Source organism: Mesorhizobium sp. M0058 (genome assembly GCF_040323095.1).
Lineage (GTDB): Bacteria > Pseudomonadota > Alphaproteobacteria > Rhizobiales > Rhizobiaceae > Mesorhizobium.
In genome coordinates, this window is record NZ_JAMYUQ010000008.1 from 1 (window position 1) to 19,760 (window position 19,760).

General features: G+C 63.1%; 16 protein-coding genes, 1 tRNA gene and 1 pseudogene. 3 read left to right on the forward strand and 15 right to left on the reverse strand.

Features of this window, described 5'->3' with window-relative positions:
- Positions 1-99 precede the first annotated feature (99 nt).
- Positions 100-1,140, reverse strand: a complete 1,041-nt coding sequence (gene xylF / locus NKJ75_RS14845; RefSeq protein ID WP_023683968.1) for a D-xylose ABC transporter substrate-binding protein — start codon at positions 1,138-1,140, stop codon at positions 100-102.
- 265 nt (positions 1,141-1,405) lie between these two features.
- Here xylF and NKJ75_RS14850 point away from each other — a divergent pair, with 265 nt between their 5' ends.
- On the forward strand, positions 1,406-2,641 hold the full coding sequence (locus tag NKJ75_RS14850) for an ROK family protein (protein ID WP_023834999.1): 1,236 nt from the start codon (positions 1,406-1,408) through the stop codon (positions 2,639-2,641).
- Positions 2,642-2,671: 30 nt separating this feature from the next.
- Here the strand turns inward: NKJ75_RS14850 and phoB are convergent, their stop codons facing one another.
- From phoB to NKJ75_RS14885, 7 genes are all read right to left on the reverse strand, one after another.
- Entirely contained in the window at positions 2,672-3,361 is a 690-nt protein-coding gene (gene phoB, locus NKJ75_RS14855; protein WP_023822590.1) for a phosphate regulon transcriptional regulator PhoB, read from the reverse strand.
- Positions 3,362-3,377: 16 nt separating this feature from the next.
- Positions 3,378-4,082 carry a phosphate signaling complex protein PhoU gene (phoU, locus tag NKJ75_RS14860; protein ID WP_023670109.1) on the reverse strand — a complete coding sequence of 235 codons (705 nt, stop codon included), beginning with the start codon at positions 4,080-4,082 and terminating at the stop codon, positions 3,378-3,380.
- 41 nt (positions 4,083-4,123) lie between these two features.
- A complete protein-coding gene (gene pstB, locus NKJ75_RS14865) occupies positions 4,124-4,948 on the reverse strand; it encodes a phosphate ABC transporter ATP-binding protein PstB (RefSeq protein ID WP_352499874.1) in 825 nt (274 codons plus the stop codon).
- A gap of 17 nt (positions 4,949-4,965) precedes the next feature.
- A complete protein-coding gene (pstA, locus tag NKJ75_RS14870; protein ID WP_352499875.1) occupies positions 4,966-6,282 on the reverse strand; it encodes a phosphate ABC transporter permease PstA in 1,317 nt (438 codons plus the stop codon).
- The gene (gene pstC / locus NKJ75_RS14875) at positions 6,279-7,739 is read right to left on the reverse strand and encodes a phosphate ABC transporter permease subunit PstC (protein ID WP_023834996.1); all 1,461 of its coding nucleotides are present in this window, start codon (positions 7,737-7,739) and stop codon (positions 6,279-6,281) included. The genes pstA and pstC overlap by 4 nt, the downstream gene beginning before the upstream one ends.
- Positions 7,740-7,835: 96 nt before the next feature.
- Complete coding sequence (locus NKJ75_RS14880) at positions 7,836-8,864, reverse strand: substrate-binding domain-containing protein (protein WP_023822592.1); 1,029 nt, start codon at positions 8,862-8,864, stop codon at positions 7,836-7,838.
- Positions 8,865-9,361: 497 nt separating this feature from the next.
- Entirely contained in the window at positions 9,362-13,870 is a 4,509-nt protein-coding gene (locus NKJ75_RS14885; protein ID WP_352499876.1) for a PAS domain-containing hybrid sensor histidine kinase/response regulator, read from the reverse strand.
- Positions 13,871-14,112: 242 nt separating this feature from the next.
- On the opposite strand from NKJ75_RS14885, the gene NKJ75_RS14890 reads away from it, so the two are divergent.
- Positions 14,113-14,469 (forward strand): hypothetical protein, encoded by a 357-nt coding sequence (locus NKJ75_RS14890; RefSeq protein ID WP_023693676.1) that lies wholly within the window; start codon positions 14,113-14,115, stop codon positions 14,467-14,469.
- A gap of 312 nt (positions 14,470-14,781) precedes the next feature.
- Here the strand turns inward: NKJ75_RS14890 and NKJ75_RS14900 are convergent.
- A pseudogene (locus tag NKJ75_RS14900) lies at positions 14,782-15,487 on the reverse strand (DUF2865 domain-containing protein).
- Positions 15,488-15,779: 292 nt separating this feature from the next.
- On the opposite strand from NKJ75_RS14900, the gene NKJ75_RS14905 reads away from it, so the two are divergent.
- Positions 15,780-15,995, forward strand: a complete 216-nt coding sequence (locus tag NKJ75_RS14905) for a hypothetical protein (protein WP_023670117.1) — start codon at positions 15,780-15,782, stop codon at positions 15,993-15,995.
- Between the two features lie 108 nt (positions 15,996-16,103).
- Here the strand turns inward: NKJ75_RS14905 and tolA are convergent, their stop codons facing one another.
- The 6 genes from tolA to NKJ75_RS14935 form a co-directional block, all read right to left on the reverse strand.
- Positions 16,104-16,472, reverse strand: a complete 369-nt coding sequence (tolA, locus tag NKJ75_RS14910; RefSeq protein WP_023690097.1) for a cell envelope integrity protein TolA — start codon at positions 16,470-16,472, stop codon at positions 16,104-16,106.
- A gap of 226 nt (positions 16,473-16,698) precedes the next feature.
- On the reverse strand, positions 16,699-17,574 hold the full coding sequence (locus tag NKJ75_RS14915) for a glutathione S-transferase family protein (RefSeq protein ID WP_023670119.1): 876 nt from the start codon (positions 17,572-17,574) through the stop codon (positions 16,699-16,701).
- Between the two features lie 25 nt (positions 17,575-17,599).
- On the reverse strand, positions 17,600-18,181 hold the full coding sequence (locus tag NKJ75_RS14920; RefSeq protein ID WP_023670120.1) for a VOC family protein: 582 nt from the start codon (positions 18,179-18,181) through the stop codon (positions 17,600-17,602).
- Positions 18,182-18,776: 595 nt separating this feature from the next.
- A tRNA-Glu gene (locus tag NKJ75_RS14925) sits at positions 18,777-18,851 on the reverse strand.
- 92 nt (positions 18,852-18,943) lie between these two features.
- Positions 18,944-19,351, reverse strand: a complete 408-nt coding sequence (locus tag NKJ75_RS14930; protein WP_023693672.1) for a VOC family protein — start codon at positions 19,349-19,351, stop codon at positions 18,944-18,946.
- Positions 19,352-19,364: 13 nt separating this feature from the next.
- Positions 19,365-19,745 (reverse strand): fimbrial protein, encoded by a 381-nt coding sequence (locus NKJ75_RS14935; RefSeq protein ID WP_352499878.1) that lies wholly within the window; start codon positions 19,743-19,745, stop codon positions 19,365-19,367.
- Positions 19,746-19,760 lie beyond the last annotated feature (15 nt).

Here is a 19,760-nt window from a genome sequence, read left to right on the forward strand (position 1 = left end):
CCATATATTTTCCCCCCCTTGGCGTAAAACAAAAATTTCCGTTTAAAAAACCCCCGGGGTTTCCCCCCCGCGGCGCCTCATTTCTTCAAGTCGTCGAGATCAGTTGCAAGCCGCGACGCTGCCGGCGGCGACGCCCGTGCAGACTTCGTCCTTCTTGATCCAGCCGGCGTCGATGACGACGTTGAGGTTGTCCTTGGTGATCGCGACGGGGGTCAGGAACAGCGACTTGACGGTGTTGCCGCCAGGCGTGGTGAAGTCCTTGGCGCCGGCAATGTCGCCCGTCTTCTTGCCATCGGCAAGCTGCGAGGCGATCTCGGCGGCGTTCTTGCCGAGTTCGCGCGCGTCCTTCCACACCGACACCGTCTGCGTGCCGAGCGCGATGCGGTTCAGAGCGGCATGGTCGCCGTCCTGGCCCGAGACCGGAACCGTTCCGGCAAGGCCCTGCGCCGTCAGCGCGGCGACAACGCCGCCGGCGGTGCCGTCATTGGCCGCAACCACGGCATCGACCTTGTTGTCATTGGCGGTCAGGAACTGTTCCATGTTCTTTTGCGCGTTGGCCGGCAGCCAGCCATCGGTATAGGCCTCGCCGACATTCTTGATCTTGCCCGAGTCGATGGCTTCCTTGAGCACTTCCATCGAGCCCGAGAACAGGAAATCGGCATTCGGATCCGAGCCAGAGCCCTTGATGAAGACATAGTTGCCTTCGGGCTTCGCCTTGAACACTTCGCGGGCCTGCATGCGGCCGACTTCCTTGTTGTCGAAGGTCAGGTAGAAGACGTCCTTGTTCTCGATCAGGCGGTCATAGCCGACGACCGGAATGCCTTCGTCCAGCGCCTTCTGCACCGCCGGGCCGATGGCCGAGGCGTCCTGCGCCAGGATGATCAGCGAGTTGGCGCCCTGCGAGATCAGGCTTTCGACGTCGGTCAGCTGCTTGCCGGGATTGGACTGCGCGTCGGCGGAAATGTACTTGTCGCCGGCAGCCTCTATCGCCGTTTTCATCGCCGCCTCGTCGGTCTTCCAGCGCTCTTCCTGGAAGTTCGACCACGACACGCCGATGACCTTGTCCTTCGCCTGCGCGACCGACATCAGCGCCAGCGACATGGCGACACCCGCCAGCATGGCGGCTGCAAATCTGTTCATCATAATCCTCCCTGCGCCGCGTGCGGCGCGACAAAACTGGCCCGAGGGCCGGCACACAGAGGCGCTATTTTTTCGAGCCTCGAAAAAATACTGGTTCAATGATAACGCGCTGTCAACATCGATTCTGATGGATTCTGATGGCCGTGCCGAATTTTTTCGAGGTCCGCAATAAACAATGACAGGGCTGCCGGCGTCTGCCAATATTTGGCTGGTGCCGTCGAACGCCGTCACTATCATGAGGCGCGAGGAGGCCGGGAGGAAACAAATGTCGGTTGGAATCCGCCACGACGATCTGCGCCGTCGCAACCGTGCGATGGTGATTTCAGCCGTGCGCCGGGCCGGCCAGCCGTCGCGGACCGAGATTGCGGCGACCACCGGCCTCAGCCACTCGACCATATCGGCAATCTCGTCTGATCTGATTCAAGAAGGCATCCTGATTGAAGGCAAACCTGGCGAGACCGGCGCACTGAAACGCGGCCGGCCGCAGGTGGGCCTTGGTCTCAACCCGGAAGCGGCGGCGGTGATGACCGTCGTGCTGTCGCTCAATTTCCTGTCCGTCACCGTCATCGACTATGCCGGCCACGTCGTCGCCGAGGAACAGCGCCGGCTGGACACGCTGACCAAGCCGCGCGACGAGCTGATTGGCGAATGCGTAGCAATCGTCCGGCGGCGGCTTGAGGATCCCGACCTCGATGTCCAGAGCATCGCCCGCATTGCCATGGGCATCCAGGGCATCACCGATTCGCAGGCGCGCGCCATGCTGTGGTCGCCGATCACGCCACTGACCGACATTGCCTTCGCCGACATGTTGGAAGCGGAATTCGGCATTCCTGCCACCATGGAGAACGATTGCAACATGATGGCGGTGGCGCTGCAATGGCGCCAGCCCGAGCGCTACCGCGACAATTTTATCGCCATCCTCTTATCGCACGGCATCGGCATGGGCCTGGTGCTGAAAGGCGAACTGTTCACCGGCACCCATTCCTCGGGCGGCGAGTTCGGCCACATGATCCACCGTCCGGGCGGCGCGCTCTGCCGCTGCGGGCGGCGCGGCTGCGTGGAAGCCTATGCCGGAAACTACGCCATCTGGCGCAGCGCCAAAATGATGGGCGAGGATGCCGAGCCGGTCGATATCGGCGACGCTGATATGCGCGCACTCGCCGCGCGCGCCCGCGAAACCGACGGCCCGGAGCGCGAAGCCTATCGCAGGGCCGGCGAGGCGCTCGGCTTCGGCCTCGGCAGCCTGTTTGCGCTGATCGATCCGGCACCCGTCGCCATGGTAGGCGTCAGCGCCGCCGCCTTCGACCTGATCGAACCGGCATTGCGCGAAGCGATCGCCCAGACCGCCGGCGGCCAGCACTCGAAATCGATCTCCTTCGACACCGAGCCCAACGAGCTGCCGCTGATCCGCGAAGGCTGTGCCATGCGCGCGCTCGGCTTCGTCGATCAGGAGATTTTCGCGCCGGGCATTCAGGCCAAATCCGGCAAGCATGTCGCCTGAATGGCCGGCAACGGCGCGACGCGCAGCATCCTAATCTTCCCTGATCGCGTAGCCGGCGCCGCGAATGGTACGGATGACATCCGGCATGCGGCCGTTGTTGACCGCTTTGCGTAAGCGCCCGACATGGACGTCGACGGTTCGCTCGTCTATATAGATCGTCTCGCCCCAGACATTGTCGAGCAGTTGGCTGCGCGAGAACACGCGGCCGGGATGGCGCATCATGAATTCGAGCAGCCGGAACTCGGTCGGTCCGAGCCTGATCTCGCTCTTCTTGCGGTAGACCCGGTGCGATTCTCGATCGAGCACGATGTCGCCGACCTTGAGCACGCTCGACAGCACTTCCGGCTTGGCCCGGCGCAGCAGCGCCTTCACGCGCGCCATGAACTCCGGCGTCGAGAATGGCTTGACCAGATAGTCGTCGGCACCGGTGGACAGGCCGCGCACGCGATCGCTTTCCTCACCGCGCGCGGTCAGCATGATGATCGGCAGCCGCTCGGTTTCGGGCCGCACTCTAAGCCGCCGGCAGAGCTCGATGCCGGAAACAGCGGGCACCATCCAGTCGAGCACCAGGAGATCGGGCACGTTTTCCTGCAGGCGGATCTCGGCTTCGTCGCCGCGTGTCACCACCTCGACCTGATAGCCTTCGGATTCGAGGTTGTAGCGGAGGAGCACGCCCAGCGGCTCCTCGTCCTCCACGACCATGATGCGTGGCGCGATCATAGGCAGTTCACCCTCATCAGGCCGGCGTGGCCATCGCCGTCTCGTCCTGCTTCGGACGATTGGCGGGCAATTGCTGGCCGGTCAGCACATAATACGCATTTTCGGCGATGTTGGTGACATGATCGCCGATGCGCTCAAGATTCTTGGCGCAGAACAAGAGATGCGTGCAGGCGGTGATGTTGCGAGGGTCTTCCATCATGTAGGTCAAGAGCTCACGAAACACGGACGTGTATTTGACGTCGATGCGCTCGTCGTCATTCCTGAGTTTTGCAAGCGCTGCCGCATCGGTGGCGGCATATTCCTCGACGACGCCTTGCACCTGGATCAGCACCAGTTGCGCCATGGCATCGATGGAGTGCGAGAGGTCGCGCGGCGTGACGCTCAAGCCCACGGTGCCGACGCGTTTGGCGATGTTCTTGGCGAGGTCGCCGATGCGCTCGAGGTCGCCCGCCATGCGGATCGAGCCGACCACGGCGCGCAGATCGTTGGCCATCGGCTGGCGCTTGGCGATCAGCGTGATGGCGCGGTCGTCCAGTTCGCGCTGGCGCGCATCCATGATGGCGTCGTCGGAAACGACACGCTGTGCCAGCGCATTGTCCGAATTGAGCAGCGCCCTGGTCGAGCCGCTGACCATCGAGCCTGCCAGATCGCCCATGTCGCGGATCAGCTTGCTGATCTGCCCGAGCTCTTCATCGAAGGAGGCGACGGTATGTTCACCCATGATCTTGGTCCTCGTGCCTGAAAATTCACCCGCCGGACGGCTCAGCCGAAGCGGCCGGTAATGTAGTCCTGGGTGCGCTTGTCGTCGGGGTTGGTGAACATCTTGTCGGTGGCGCCCTCCTCGACGAGATAGCCGAGATGGAACATCGCCGTGCGCTGCGAGACGCGCGCCGCCTGCTGCATCGAGTGGGTGACGATGACGATCGTGTAGTTCTGGCGCAGTTCGTCGATCAGCTCCTCGACACGGGCGGTGGCGATCGGATCGAGCGCCGAGCAGGGCTCGTCCATCAGGATCACCTCCGGCGACACGGCGATGGCGCGCGCGATGCACAGGCGCTGCTGCTGGCCGCCGGACAGGCCGGTGCCGGGCTCCTGCAGGCGGTCCTTGACCTCGTTCCAGATCGCAGCCTTCTTCAGGCTCTGCTCGACGATCTGGTCCATGTCGGACTTGCGCTTGGCCAGCCCATGGATGCGCGGGCCGTAGGCGACGTTCTCGTAGATCGACTTCGGGAACGGGTTGGGTTTCTGGAACACCATGCCGACGCGGGCGCGCAGTTCGACGACATCGATGTTCTTGTCGTAGATGTCGTCTTCATCGAGCGTGATCTTGCCGGTCACCCGCGCCGAATCGATGGTGTCGTTCATGCGGTTGAGGCAGCGCAGGAAGGTCGACTTGCCGCAGCCGGACGGGCCGATCAGCGCCGTCACCTGGTTCTGGCGGATGTCGAGATTGACGTCGAACAACGCCTGCTTCTCGCCGTAGAAGACGCCGACCTTGTCGCCGCGCATCTTGATGACTTCGTTCGACTTGGCGTTCATTTTGTCGCCCACTGCATTCTCAAGGGACTGTTCGGTCATGATGTTCATACCAAATTGCCTTTTTTCTACCAGCGCCGCTCGAACCGGCGCCGGAGCACGATCGCGGTGATGTTCATGGCCATGAGGAAGACGAGCAGGATGATGATGGCGCCGGACATGCGCTCGACAAAAGCGCGCTCAGCCTCGTTTGCCCACATATAGATCTGAACCGGCAGCGCGGTCGCCGGATCGAAAGGCGTCGTCGGATAATCGGCGACGAAAGCGACCATGCCGATCAAGAGCAGCGGTGCTGTCTCGCCGAGCGCACGCGCCAGGCCCATGATGGTGCCGGTAAGGATGCCTGGGGCGGCAAGCGGCAGGATGTGATGGAACACCATCTGCATCTTGGAGGCGCCGAGACCTAGGGCCGCCGAGCGGATCGACGGCGGCACCGCGGCGAGGGCGGCGCGCGTGGCGATGATTATGGTCGGCAATGTCATCAAGGTCAGCACCAGGCCGCCGACGAAGGAAGCCGAGCGCGGCATGCCGAGGAAGTTGATGAACACGGCAAGGCCAAGCAGACCGAAGACGATCGACGGCACCGCCGCGAGATTGTTGATGTTGACCTCGATCAGGTCGGTGAAGCGGTTCTTCTTGGCGAATTCCTCGAGATAGATCGAGGCGGCGACGCCGATCGGCAGCGCCAGCAACAGCACGATCACCATCATGTAGAACGAGCCGATGATCGCCACGCCCATGCCCGACGTTTCGGGCCGGCTGGAGGCGCCATAGGTGAACAGGCCGGTGTTGAAATGCTCGGCCATCACGCCGTCGGCTTTAAGCTTGTTCATCCAGTCGATCTGCTGGTTGGACACCTTGCGGCGCGCTTCATCGACGCCGAGGTCGATCTGACCCTTGAAGGCCGAGTCGAGGTTCGCGGCAGCCAGGATGTCGACGTCACGCGTCCTGCCGATCACCGACGGATCGGCGGAGACGATGTCGCGCAGCTGGACGCGGGCGCCTTCCGACAGGAAGCCCCTGAGCTTCAGCATCATCGGCTTGTTGGCCGGATCGATGCCGAGCTTGGCCACCAGCGCGTTTTCGGCGAGCTTGGGATAGTTCGCCTTGATCAGCACATTCGGGTCTGTGGCACGCTTGTTCGAGGGGTCGATGACCTTCTCATCGAAGGTGATCGGAAGCGTCACCGTCGTCTGCCAGAAGGCGGTGTAGCCTTTCGAGACGATGGTGATCAACATGATGGCCAGGAACGCCAGGCCCACCGAGATCGCAATCACGCCATAGATGCGGAACCGGCGTTCGGCGGCATAGCGCGCCTTCAGCCCGATGTCGCGGCGCGGACGCGCGACGGCACCCGCCATCGTGTCCAGGGGGATGTCGGTCATTCGTACTGCTCCCGGTACTTGCGCACGATGTAGAGGGCGACGATGTTCATCACCAGCGTCAGCGCGAACAGCGTCAGGCCGAGCGCGAAGGCGACCAGCGTCTGCGGCGAGTTGAACTCGAGATCGCCGGTCAGCTGGTTGACAATCTTGACGGTGATGGTCGTCATCGCCTCGAACGGATTGGCCGTCAGATTGGCGGCGACGCCCGCCGCCAGCACGACGATCATCGTCTCGCCGATGGCGCGCGACGCCGTCAACAGGATGGCGCCGACGATGCCGGGCAGTGCCGCCGGCAGGATCACCCGCTTGATCGTCTCGGAGCGCGTGGCGCCGAGGCCGAGCGAGCCGTCACGCATTGCGCGCGGCACCGCGGTGATGATGTCGTCGGACAAAGAGGACACGACCGGGATCAGCATGACGCCCATCACCAGACCGGCGGTGAAGATGCTCTGGCCCTGGATGAAGGGCGAGCCGCCGGTGAGTGCCGCCGACAGGTCGCGCAAGAACGGTCCGAGCGTGACAACGGCGAAGATGCCGTAGACGATGGTCGGAATGCCGGCCAGCAGTTCCAACGCCGGCTTGACCACCGAGCGCACACCGCGCGAGGCATATTCGGACATGTAGACCGCCGACATCAGCCCGACCGGCACTGCGACCAGAAGCGCGACGGCGGCGATGTAGAGCGTGCCGGCGAGTAGCGGGATCAGGCCGAACTGACCCTGGCTGCCGCCGGAACCGGCGGCGGCGAAACGCGGATCCCACACCGTGCCGAAGAAGAAGCTCATCGGCGATACGCTCTCGAAGAAGGTGATCGTCTGGAACAGCATCGACAGCACGATGCCGACCGTGGTCAGGATGGCGATGGTCGAGGCCGCAAGCAGCCCCCACAGCATCAGCTTCTCGACATTGTTGCGCGCCCTGGCGCGCGGCGCGATCTGCCTCAGCGCATAGAAGGCGCCGGCGACCGACAGCGCGAAGGTCAGCACGGCGCCGAACAGGCCGAGCCGGTCCTGGACCTGGTTCGCCTCGACCGCGATCGGGATCATATAGTCCTGTGTGTCGCTGGCCAGTGCCACGCCCTTGGCGGCGAGCAGCGGCTGCAATTCGGCGAAAGTAGCGGGAAGTGCGGTATCGCCATCGAGCCGGCGCAGGCCCTTGGCCAGGCTCTTCACCATGCTGGCGTCGAGCGCTTCGCTGGCCACCTTTGTGTCGGCGGTGCGCTCGGGCAAAGCGGCATGGATGTGCCGGTCGAGATAGAAGGAAGAGCCGATATCCCAGACGGCGAGCAGCAGGACGGCAGGCAGGACCGCGAGCAGAAAGGCCCACCAGCCATGATAATGCGCGCGCGAATGCGGCTTGACCTTGCCGGTATCCTGCGCCGCTGCGCGCTGGCGGCCGATCACAAAAGCGACCACGCCTATGGCGATGACTATGGCGAGTACGAGCAAGGACGACATCACCCACCCCAGGGAAAATTCAGATCGCCGCCACCGTTGCGGCAAGCGGCGAAATCAGGGCGCGGATTTGGTCCGCGCCCTGATCCGGTCGGTTGATTACATCGTCTTTCCGGCGGCGAAGGCGTCGCGCTGGCCCTGACGTTCGGCGTCGGGAGCGGAAACCAGGCCGTACTGGGCGAGCGGGCTTTCCGGGCCGATCATCTGGTCATCAAGGAAGAACTCGACATATTCCTTGAGGCCGGGAACGACGCCCAGATGCGCCTTCTTGACGTAGAAGAACAACGGCCGCGACACGGGGTACGTGCCATCGGCGATGGTCTGCGTCGAAGGCACGATGCCTTCGACGGTAGCGACCTTCAGCTTGTCGGCATTGTTCTCGTAGAAGGCGAGGCCGAACACGCCAACGCCGCTCTTGTTGGAGTCGATGCGGGCCAGCGTCTCGGTGTAGTCGCCGTCAATGTCGACAGCCTTGCCGTCTTTGCGGATGGCGATGCAGGTCTTGCCGATTTCCTTGTCGTCGGCGATGCCGGCAGCCTTCAAAGCGGCCTTGTCGCAGCCGGCGTCGAGCAGCTTGGTCTCGAACACTTCACGGGTGCCGTGCTTCTCACCCGGGATATAGGCGGCGATATCCCAGTCGGGCAGCTTCGGATTGACCTGGTTCCACTTGGTGTTCGGGTTGTCGACCAGCTTGCCGTCGACCACCAGCTTGGCGGCGAGCGCCTTGTAGATGTCGGCGGGAACCAGCGCCCAGTCCGGACCCTTGATGTCGGTGGCAAAGACGATGCCGTCATAGCCGATGCGGACTTCCTGGACGTCCTTGACGCCGGCGTCGGCGCAGGACTTCAACTCGTCCTTCTTGATCGGGCGCGAGGAGTTGGCGATGTCGATCGTGTCTTCGCCGACGCCCTTGCAGAACTCCTTGATGCCGGCGCCGCTGCCGCCGGACTCGACCACCGGGGTCTTGAAGTTGGTGAAGGTTTCGCCGAACTGCTCGGCGACGATCTTGGCGTAAGGCAGCACGGTCGACGAACCGGCGACCTGGATCTGGTCACGCGCAGCGGCGACACCGGACGATGCGGCGAACGCTACCGCCACGGCCGATGCCGTAACGAGGAATTTCTTCATGTGGCCTGCTCCTGTTCGGAAGATGGTCTCTTGGCGCCCTCTTCAAACCGGCGCCCGCTGAGGCCAATAGCCTTCGATTATTACAGTCGCATGACAGTTTCGTGTCAGCCAGGTAACGTCGCACAGACGTCTTGTGGGCCGCACCCTTTAAGCCGGTTTGTGGGGATGGAAGTTGCCGCTGGAATCAGACGCTTGCGCGATTCGTGCTGGCATCAAGTCCCGGCACATCGCAGGCCGCGATGCCGAGAAAGAAAAACCGGACGGGAGCGCGTTGCCCGTGGCCAGAGCGAATCTTGGCCGAGCCATCGCCAAAAACAGGTCCGTTGGGGTAGATTCGACGCTGTTTCTTGTCGGCGGTCGCTTGCTCCCGCCCGTAACTGAATGAGCGGTTTCGTCGCGACCATTGTCTTGACTGGGCGCCAGCTTTGATATGGTGCGATCGCACCATAGCCTTGTCTGTTGCGGCGCGGCCGAATCCCGGCCGGCGCCGCAGGTTGCTATCCAGCGTCTCGTTGGGCTTCGCCTGATATGCCGACCCAGCGCTCGACCTTTTCGAGCAGCGCCCTGGGGCTGATCGGCTTGGGCAGATAGTCGTCCATGCCGGCTTCCAGGCAGCGCTCGCGGTCGCCCTTCAAGGCATGCGCGGTGACGCCGACGATCGGGATATGCATACCCGTATGTTCTTCAAGCCGGCGAATTGCGGCGGTGGCCTCGAGCCCGTTCATCTCCGGCATCGAGACGTCCATCAGGATCATGCGCGGATTAAGCCGGCCGAAGGCATCAAGCGCCTTGCGGCCGTTGCCGACGATTTCGAAACTGTAGCCGGTTTCGCCGATTATCTGGGTGAACACCATCTGGTTCACTTCATTGTCCTCCGCAACGAGGATGTCGAGCCGGCGTTCATCCCCGGCGGCCCGGGCGCGGGCACGAACCGGCGGCGGTTGCAGCAGGGCGCGTTCCGAGGCAGCGAGCGGCGGCTTTGCCGGCGACGGTTCGTTCCTGCCGCCGCCGGAACCGCTGCTTGCCGCCGGCAGCACACGGCCGTCTGTGATATTGTGATGGTGCCGCTGGATGGTGGCGACCAGCGTTTCCAGAAGCACCGAGGAACGCGCCGGCTTGATTAGCTGGGCGTCGATGCCGAGATCGCGATAGCTGGTGTTGGCGAGCGACTGGTCGACCGAAGTCAGCATGATGATCGGCGTGTCGGCCAGCCCTGCGGTGCTGCGCACGACGCGCGCCATCTCGGCGCCGCTCATCCCCGGCATCTGATAATCGAGCACGACGCAATCGACCGGCACGCCGTAGGCTGCCGCGGCGACCAGCACCTTGAGCCCTTCGGGTCCGCTTTCGGCGGCGCAGGAATCGAAGGTCCATGACGCCATCTGCTCGCTCAGGATCGATCGGTTGACGGCATTGTCGTCGACGATCAGCACCCGTGAGCCGGTCACGTCGACCGGCATGATCCGCCGTCCGGTCTGTTCCTCGGCCCTGGGCAATGTCACGGTGAACCAGAAGGTCGAGCCCTTGCCTTCGGCGCTCTCGACACCGATCTCGCCGCCCATCAACTCGACCAGCCGCGAGGTGATGGCGAGCCCGAGCCCTGTGCCTTCGTGGCGTCTGGTCGACGAGGTGTCGGCCTGACTGAATTTTTCGAAGACGAGCTTCAGTTTCTGCTGCGGAATGCCGATGCCGGTGTCGGTGACCGAAACGGTAAGCTTTGTCCCCGTCGGCCCCCTTTGTCCGGTCACGTCGACCAGCACGTGGCCTTCGTCGGTAAACTTCACCGCGTTGCCGACCAGATTGGTGACGATCTGCCTCATGCGACCGACATCGCCGACGAACAGGCTTTCCAGGCCCGGCTCGACGCGCACGATGAGCTCGAGGTCCTTCTCCTTGGCGCGCGTCGATATCAGCGTCGCCACATCCTCGATTGCTTCGGGCAGGTTGAAGGGCGCAGGGTCGAGCACCAGCTGTCCGGCATCGATCTTGGAGAAGTCCAGTATGTCGTTGATGATGGTCAAGAGCGCGTTACCCGACTTGACGATGATATCGGTGAACGTCTTCTGCTTGGGATCGAGGTCGGATTTGGCCAGCAACTCGGCCATGCCGAGTACGCCGTTCATCGGCGTGCGGATCTCGTGGCTCATATTGGCCAGGAATTCCGACTTGGCGCGGTCGGCCAGCACGGCGCGCTGGCGCGCCTCGCGCAGTTCGGCCTCGCGCAGCTTCAGTTCGGTGATGTCGGTGGTCGACCCAATCAGATAGAGCGAACCGTCGGACGCGATCATCGCGCCCTTGCGGGCGAACTGGTGGCGCACGCTGCCGTCGGCAAGCGTCACCGTTTCCTCGATCTCCTGTGTATCGCCTGTGCGCAGCACGGCGAGATCGCTGTTGACGAAGGCTTCGCCGTCTTCGCCGAAAATCTCGATGTCCGTCTTGCCGATCGCGTCTTCCCTGCGGAGGCCGGTGAGGTCGCACCAGCCCTTGTTGACGTAGAACTGCCTGAGGTCGGAGCGCTTGGCGTAGATCGACACCGGCACGTTGTCGATGAGATTGCGGAACACCTCGTTCTCGCGCATGCTCTCTTCCAGCGCCTGCTCGCGCGCCTTGACGTCGGTGATGTCGGTGCTGGAGCCGACAAGGTGCACCGACCCATCGAGCGCCACCAGCCGGCTCTTGCGCGTCATCAATTGCCGCACCGTGCCGTCGCGATGGGTAACGGGCTCCTCGATCTCGCGGCCGCGGCCGGTGACGACGACCTCGGTGTCGTCATGGGTGTAGGTTTCGGCGTCGTCGATGCCGAAAAGCTGGAGATCGGTCCGGCCGATGACTTCCTCTTTGGGGATGCCGGTCAGCGCGCACCAGGCCTTGTTGACGAATTCCATGCTCAGATCCTGCGCCTTGATGAAGGCGGCGACCGGCAGTTCGTCCATGACGTGGCGGAACAGGTCGATCTGGCGCATGCTTTCCTGCAGCGCCTTTTCGCGGCTCTTGATCTCCGAGATGTCGACGCGCACGCCGATGAAGGTGCCGTCCTCGGTGCGCATATCGTAGACCTGATACCAGCGGCCGTCCGCATTGAGGCGCTCATAGGACGAGTTGGGCAGGCGATAGCGGGCGAGGATGGCATTGAGCCAGACATCGGGGTCGCCTTCATAGAGCCTATCGATTTCTCGATCGCCGCTCGATCGGAAATAGCCGACCGAATGTCCGAGTTCCAGGGCCTCGCGGAAGCTGCGGCCGGGCTGCCATGCCGGTTTCAGCTCCGGCAGCGTGTCCTGCAGCTTGCGGTTTGCAAAGACGAACTTGTCGTCGCGGTCATAGATGATGACGGCCGCCGGCAGCGACTCCAGCACCGTGGTGAGGTTCTTGCGGGCGTCCTCGGCTTCGGTCTCGCGGCGCTTCATGTCGGAGATGTCGAACAGGAAACCGGCGACATAGTTGCGGCCGCTGGGCATGCCGACGCGGTTCTTGCGCACGATGCGCGAGCGGCTGGCGCCCTCGGCGTCGAAAGTCTCCTCGACCTCGTAGGGCGTGCCGGTCGCCAGCACGGCGCGTTCGCTGTCTTCGAATTGCGCGGCGTCCTTTTGCTTGAGGAAGTCGCCGCCGGGCCTGCCCAGCATCGCTTGCGGGCTCTGTCCGAACAGTGCCGAAAACGCCTCATTGACGAAGACGAAACGCAGATTGTCGTCCTTGACGAAGATCGGGTCCTTGACGCCGTTGATCACCGCCTCGGCCAGCCGCGATTTCTCCAGCGCTTGGGCGAGTTCAGCCTCGCGATCCTTCATGTTGGTGACGTCGACATAGGAGATCAGCCTTTTGCCGCCGGCGAGCGGCGCCAGCGAGGCAATCAGCGTACGGCCGTCATTGCGTGGCAGTTGCCTGGAGCCCACCAGGCCGGCCGAGATTTCTGCTTCGCGCTCGGCGATGTGGCCCTGCCATTCGGCATCGTCAGCACCGTAAGGGTCCATATCGCGGCTGGCCTGCATCAGTTCGCGGAAGCCGCAGCCGATGCCGGCGCGTCGGGGATCGATTTCCCAGAAATCATAGAAGGCGCGGTTGATCACCTCCGCGCGCATCTCCGCATCGAGGACGAGCACGCCGATCGGCATCTGGTCGACCATCGTGCGAAGATTGGCGAAGGTCTCCGTAATTTTGGCGTTGGCACTCTCGATCTCGGCGTCGCGACGCTTGAGCTCGGAGACGTCGTAGTAGGTCAACAGCCGCTTGCCGCCGGACAACGCCGTCACGGAGAACATCATCGTCCTGCCATTGGCATGGAGAAATTCGCGTGGCGCAACCGAGCCGGCGCTGATCTCCTCGATGCGGGTGGCTAGGTAGTGCTGCCACTGCTGTTCATCGAGATCGCCGTAGATGCCGTTGCGGCGGTTGAGTTCCATCAACAGACTGAACGGCGCGCCGACAGTGACGGCGCCATCGGGAATCCTGGAGAGCTCGCGATAGGCCTTGTTGACGATGAGTGTGCCGAGCTTTTCGTCAAGCAGCACGACGCCCATATGCATGGCATCCATCGTCCGCTCGAGATCGGCGAGGTGCTGCGTGGCCTCGCCGGCCGGCGGATCGCTCTCCTCCTCCCGCAGTTCGTCCAGCGCACCGGCCAGTGCCGTGACGTTGCGGCCGATGCCGCGATAGCCGATGAATTCGCCTTCGCCGTCGAACCGCGGGGAACCGGTGATCGAAACCCAGCGGCAGCCGGGACGGCCGCCCTTCAACTCATAAACAAAGTCGCGAAACGGCCGATGCGCCTGCAGATCCTCCAGATGCGCGGCGGCGTGTCGATTGCCGTGCACCATCTGCTTGAGGAAATCGAAGCGGAAACGGCCAAGAATGCTGGCCGGATCGATGCCGGTGGCGGCCTGGTAGTTCTCCGAAAGCCAGGAAAAGCGCAGCTCGGCGTCGGTCTCCCAGACCCAGTCGGCGCCGGCCCCGACCAGTTCGCGCAGCGCTTCGGGCGAACCCCCGACGGACGTATCCTCGCCGTTCACCACCCCTTTTCGGGAACCGCGTCCGCCGCGTGTTCCAACAGTCCCGTCAGCCATCCCGTTCCCACCCCGAAAGCCAAGGCCGAACCCCCTCAGCGGTTCGCCGGCGGAATTTGCCCGAGAAGCATTAATGATCCGCTAACCATAACCAATCCAGACTGCGGCCAGAGCCACATTGCCCTGCGGTATTCCGCCGGTTGTCGGCGGAACCCCGGCCGGGCTATAAGTCGGCGGGGGTGTTGCTGATGACGGGTTGGATCGTGCCTTGTTTCCTGTGCCTGGCGCTGCTTGCGGGCAGCGGCTGCGCACGCAGCTATGACGGCACGGTGGTGATCCCGAAGCCGCTCGATATCAGGCGGGTCTGGGATCGCGATCCGTCGCAGACTGAGGCCAGCCGGATGCAGGCGGCAGCCGGTGTGTTTCCGACGCCGCCGCCGCAGGAGCCCTACCGGCCCGCGGCACGCAGGCACACAACACAAATAGCTGCGCCAAGGCGGCACGTCAGGTCCAGCCCGCCCAGCATGGCTTCCGAACCGGCCAATCCGCTCACCTGCAAGAATGTCAGCGAACCCGGCAAACGCTACAGGATGGTTTGCGAATAGCTGGTACTAGTGCAATTCCAGGAAAAGTGTGAAACGGTTTTCCGTCCGGAATTGCGTAAAACAAAGACATAGAGCGGTTCGCCGTTTCGGTGAAACGGTGAAACGCTCTAGGCGCAGGTTACTCCGCCGGGAAGAAAGCCGGCCCGACCACCCTGACCGGCCGCGAGCCGGCCAATGGCTCGACCGGTTGTCGCTGGGCGGCGCCCCTGGCCTCTGCAGCGTCTGCGCCAGGCTGGGGAAGTTGCGCCACGGTGCCAAGATCCGGCTTCGCTGACGGCAAAGGAATGATCGCGTTGGCCATATTGGCTGGCGTCACCTGCGCGCTCTCAGCTCGGCAACGCGCTGGTGATAGCGCTTGAGGTCGCAGGCCCTGAAGTTCGCATCATTGCGATATTTGAAGGCCGTCGGCAGGTCCTTGTAGGATGTGCGCGTATCGAGCGCGACCATCTCTTCGGTTTCAAGGCTTGGGTCCCAGGTCGACGCCGGCATCGTCGCAGATGTAGCGGCACTGGTCGACCATCTCCTTGACATCGCCGCCTTGCACGAACTGCGATTTCGGCGCCGGGAAGAAATAGCCGTCGGAGAGACGAACGCAAAACAGCATCGAATTGCTGCCGATCATGGCGCCAGCAGGACGCTGTCTTTGTTGCCCGGCGGCGGGCGTGCAGCCGAGCGCGACGAGCCTGGCCTGCAGTCCGGACGCATCCCGGCGCGAAATCGCGGCGCCGGCGATCTGGCGTTGCACCTGTGTGCGGCTTTTGGCGAGGTCGGCGCAAGCATTGAAGAAGCCCCCCACCGCACTTTGCGCCGTGCACCGGCGTTGCCTCTCCAGCCCCTGGATCGCCGCAAGCTGGCGACGTAGCTGCGCAAGCTCGGAGCTGATCCCGCCGCTGCGGCCGGACGGTGCCAGCTGGCTCCTGAGCGCGGCGCATGGATCGGCAAGGGAAGCCGAAATGCCGAGGACGCTTGCCGCTACCGACACCAGTGCAAAGGTCACGACAAGCCACAAATGCATCATCGGCGACACCTGGTCCTTGTACCCCTGTGGAGCCGATCGCCGCTCCAGCCGATTGAGCCTCAATGCGTGAGGCAAGTCTAATTGAAGAGACGCCAAGAACCGCCAGGTATTTTATGCCGAGTGTATTATGCCGGTTCCCGTAAATTCGCTATTACACTTTTGTTTCAAGATTGAGACGTAGCCAGGCTCCGGCGAGCCCAGGCCGCCGCAATCATCGATCCCGCCTTATCGGCCCTTGCGGATGAAACCTTTCTCCGGTGTCTCGCGTTGTGTCGGGCAAAGGAGACCGAAGATGTCTATTCACTTCACTGTCTCTGGCCTGACCAGGAACCTGTTCCACTCGCTGGGGCTGGACCATGAGCGGGCGCCGAGAGCGCTCGATCCCGAACAGAGCCTGTTGCTGGAATGCTATCTCGCCGGACAGATTCCGGAATCCGCCTGGGCCGACTACGTCTTCGAGGCGCCGGAACTGCAGCGGCATGTGGATATCAGGCGCCCGCACAACTGATCAGAGCAATTCCAGGAAAAGTGCGAGCGGTTTCCGTCCGGAATTGCGTCAAGACAACGGGGGGCGGGTCGCCGTTTCGGCGAAACGGTGAAACGCTCGCCCGCTCGCCTACTGCTTGGGCGAAGCGAATTGCACGGTGAAGACATTGCCCGCGACGCCTTGCGCCAGCGTCGGCGAAAAGCTCAACGGCAAGCACTTTTGCAGGGCAGTGGTTGCGGCGTCGACGAACGACTTCCTGGTATCCGCATCGCCATCGACCTTGATCGCCGTCGGCCGCGGCGGACCGATCAGCGTGCCGTCGCGCTTGAAGCTGAAGCTCAAGGTGACGCTGGCATTTCCAACACCCGCCGGCGGCGTCCAGCACGCCTGGATGGCATCGCCGACCTCCGCCATCGTGTCGAGCGGCGCGGCATTGCACGGGTAGCCTCCGACCAACACAACACCGGCAATCGCGAACACTCTCGCTACGCCCTTCATCGCAAAGCTCCTCGTGTGTCGTCCGCCGACCATGATGGTAGGGTCGAAGCAGACGATGGCAATATGCCTGATGTCGGACTTTACAGCATGAGACGTGCCTGATGGCGCATCGGCGAAAAGCAAAAGGCCGGCATTGCGCCGACCTTTCCCTTCACCCTTGCGCCAGTACATCCGTGGTCGCGCGGTGCCTTCAATAGACAGCGTTCTGGTTAATGAATCCTCAGCTTTACGCGCTGGCCTGCGACTTCACATAGGCGATGTAGCCGCGCACGTCGCCGGCCGGCTCGGCATAGGCCTTACCGAGTTTCTTCTCCATCGCCGCGACATACTCCTTGGCCCATTTTGGCAGCGCATAGTCGATGACGGCCAGGAACTCCAGCGTCGATGCCAGGCGTATGTCGGCGATCGACGGGTGCTTGCCGCCGATGAACGGCTTGCCGTCCCTGAAGAAGGAGTGAAACACCTCCAGCGGCTCGGCAATCGCCGCCATGGCGGCCTTCTGCGCCTCGGACTTCTTCTCCGGATGAGCGTCGCTATGGCCGACCTCGCCGGCATAGTGCGGGAAACCCAGCGCCGGATAGGTGGCGCGCGCCACATACGGGTAGAGCGTGCCGATCAGGTAGAACATGGCGCTGTCGACCATCGCCCGCTTGGCCGGTGCCTTGGGATAGAATTTCTCCAGCCCGTGCTTGTTGGCGAGATACTGCATGATGGCACAGCTCTCCCACAGCACGCCGCGCGGCAGCCCCTTGTCCTCGATCATCGGCGTCAGATGCGCCGGATTGCGCGCCATATATTCGGGCGAGCGCGTGTGGCCCCAGGCGTCAGTCTCGGCGGCGTCGAACCCGGCCGCACGGGCAAACACCCGGACGGTCATGTTGTTGACGCTCGGCTTCAGCATCGAGAGCTTCAGCGCCGGTTTTTTCGCCGCCTTGACCTTCGGCGCGGATTTCTTGGCAGCCGGCTTTGTCGCGGCTTTCGCGGCCGGCTTCGCGGCTGCCTTCGGCGCGGCCTTTACGGCCGCCTTTGCGGCCGGCTTCGCTGCCGCTTTTGCTGCTGGCTTGGCCGCTGGTTTGCCAGCGCTCTTAACTGTCTTTGCCATTATGGTCCTCCCCTTTTGCTGGCCGTCAGTATGGATTCTTCGGCGTCCGGTCGTCCGACAAGGTCGCGCGCGACCGTTCGACCAGCGTCTGGATCGCGTCGGCAAGGTGCACTTCGGCGATGTTGTAGTCGCCGCGCGCAACGCGCAGCTTGTGCGCCTGCATCAGCACATCGGCGTGGGTGAAGCCGGCCGGCGGCTCAAAGCGATAGGACGCCAGCTCGATCAAGAGGCCGAGCGGATCCTCGAAATAGATCGAATCCATGAAGCCGCGATCCTTGACGCCGCTGTGCTTGATGGCGCGCTCGTCGAGCCGGGCGACCGCCTGCAGGAAGGTCACGCGCGACACCGAGAACGCAATATGATGGACGCAGCCCGGTTCGGTGGGCGTGCGCCGCTTGACCGGCGTGCGGCTCTCGTCGGTGAAGACGGTGATCAGCCTGCCGTCGCCGGGATCGAAATAAAGATGGCTTTCGCTTGGCTTGTCGAGGTTGGGCTGCTCGAAAATGAACGGCATGCCGAGCACGCCTTCCCAGAAATCGATCGAGGTCCGGCGGCCGGCGCCGACGAGCGTGATGTGATGGACGCCCTGCGACTGCAATTTCTGCATCGGTGTCCTCCTCCCCGACCCTCGCCTATGTTCTCCGGCGTCTTGCGCGCCGCAAAGAGCCCTTTGGCTAGGCTTCGTACAATGATGCTAGTGCAATTGGCAGCGCCGCGCCAGAAGCTCGCGGAGACTGCCGGCGCTGGATGGTGAAAGAGGCTTAAGGTTGCATGACCTGAGGCTACGCAACGGCTCTGAGTTCGGCCTCCGCCAGCGTGCCCAGGCCCGCGCATTCGGCGCATGCCATGGTCTGCCCGGGACAGCCGGCCCGATGCGTACCTTGCGGGCAGCAATGCCCTTTCGACTCACGCCATTTCAAGCAATCGAAAACCTGCCCGCTGCCGTGACAGCACGGGCATATCATTTTTGCCGAATTCATGCCTGCTATGCCAAACCAAATCCGCGTTGCCGCAGATGCTATCCCCGCACCGCAAGTAACAGAGATCGCTACGCTTTCAAGCGTCGCGGCCTGACTTAAATTGGGTGTATTCGGGTGCGCGGACTTGCCGAATTTCGCTGATGCCGCCGACCCTCGCGGTCACACGCGATCCGCGCGGCTGCTGCCCGAAATTTTCGATGATGCGGAAGGAAAGTCGTTGTTTGGTACGCCCAAGGGGAATCGAACCCCTGTTCCCGCCGTGAGAGGGCGGTGTCCTGACCGCTAGACGATGGGCGCGTTCAAGAACCGGCGATATAGGCTGACGGTTTGGAAAAAGCAACTGGGCTTCGAACCGCCGGACCGCTTCTGTGCAATCTCGGTTTGCGGACTTAGCGTTTCGGCTCGATCAGGTCCCACAGATTGCCGTAGAGATCGGCGAAAACCGCCACGGTGCCGTACGGCTCATGGCGTGGCGTTTCATGGAAATCGACGCCGTTTTCCAGCATCGTCGCATGGTCCCTGGCAAAATCGTCGGTTTCGAGAAACAAAACCACGCGGCCGCCGGTCTGGTCGCCGACGCGGCTTTTCTGCACATCGTCCAACGCTTCCGCCAGAAGCAGCCGGGGGCCTTGCCCGGCCGACGGCGTTACCGTCACCCAGCGCTTGCCGTCACCGAGATCGATGTTGTCGCAGAGCGCAAAGCCAAGCTTGCCGACATACCAGGCAATCGCCTCGTCATAATCGGCGACGACGAGCGTAACGGTTGCTATGCGGCGATGGTCGGCAAACCCGGTCATTGTTTCGGCCCGCTCATTTGTTGCGGATGGCGAAGCGGCCGATGATACGGCGCTCGGCGATGTCGTAGACGAAGATGGTGCGGCTGCCGTCGCTGATCTCGGCGTCGATCGAAATGCGATTGCCCGACAGAGCCTGGCTGATCACCTTGGCTCCGACCGGGAGCACTATGTCGGCCGCGAGCGGCTCGCCGGGCGGAACTGGAATGTCGTTGGCGAGCGGCGGGTTCGCGGGCGGCGCTTTGCACGATTTGTAGACAATGGCCGCGATCACCACCATAAGGGCCAGCAAAAGCAGGCCGAGATTGATGGCCATGAAACGGATGAGCCTGCCGCGCACCTTTTCGATCTCGGGATCGAGCGGCTTTTCTTCTTCGTCGGCAACGGGCCGGGCCATGGCAGAACTTTCCGG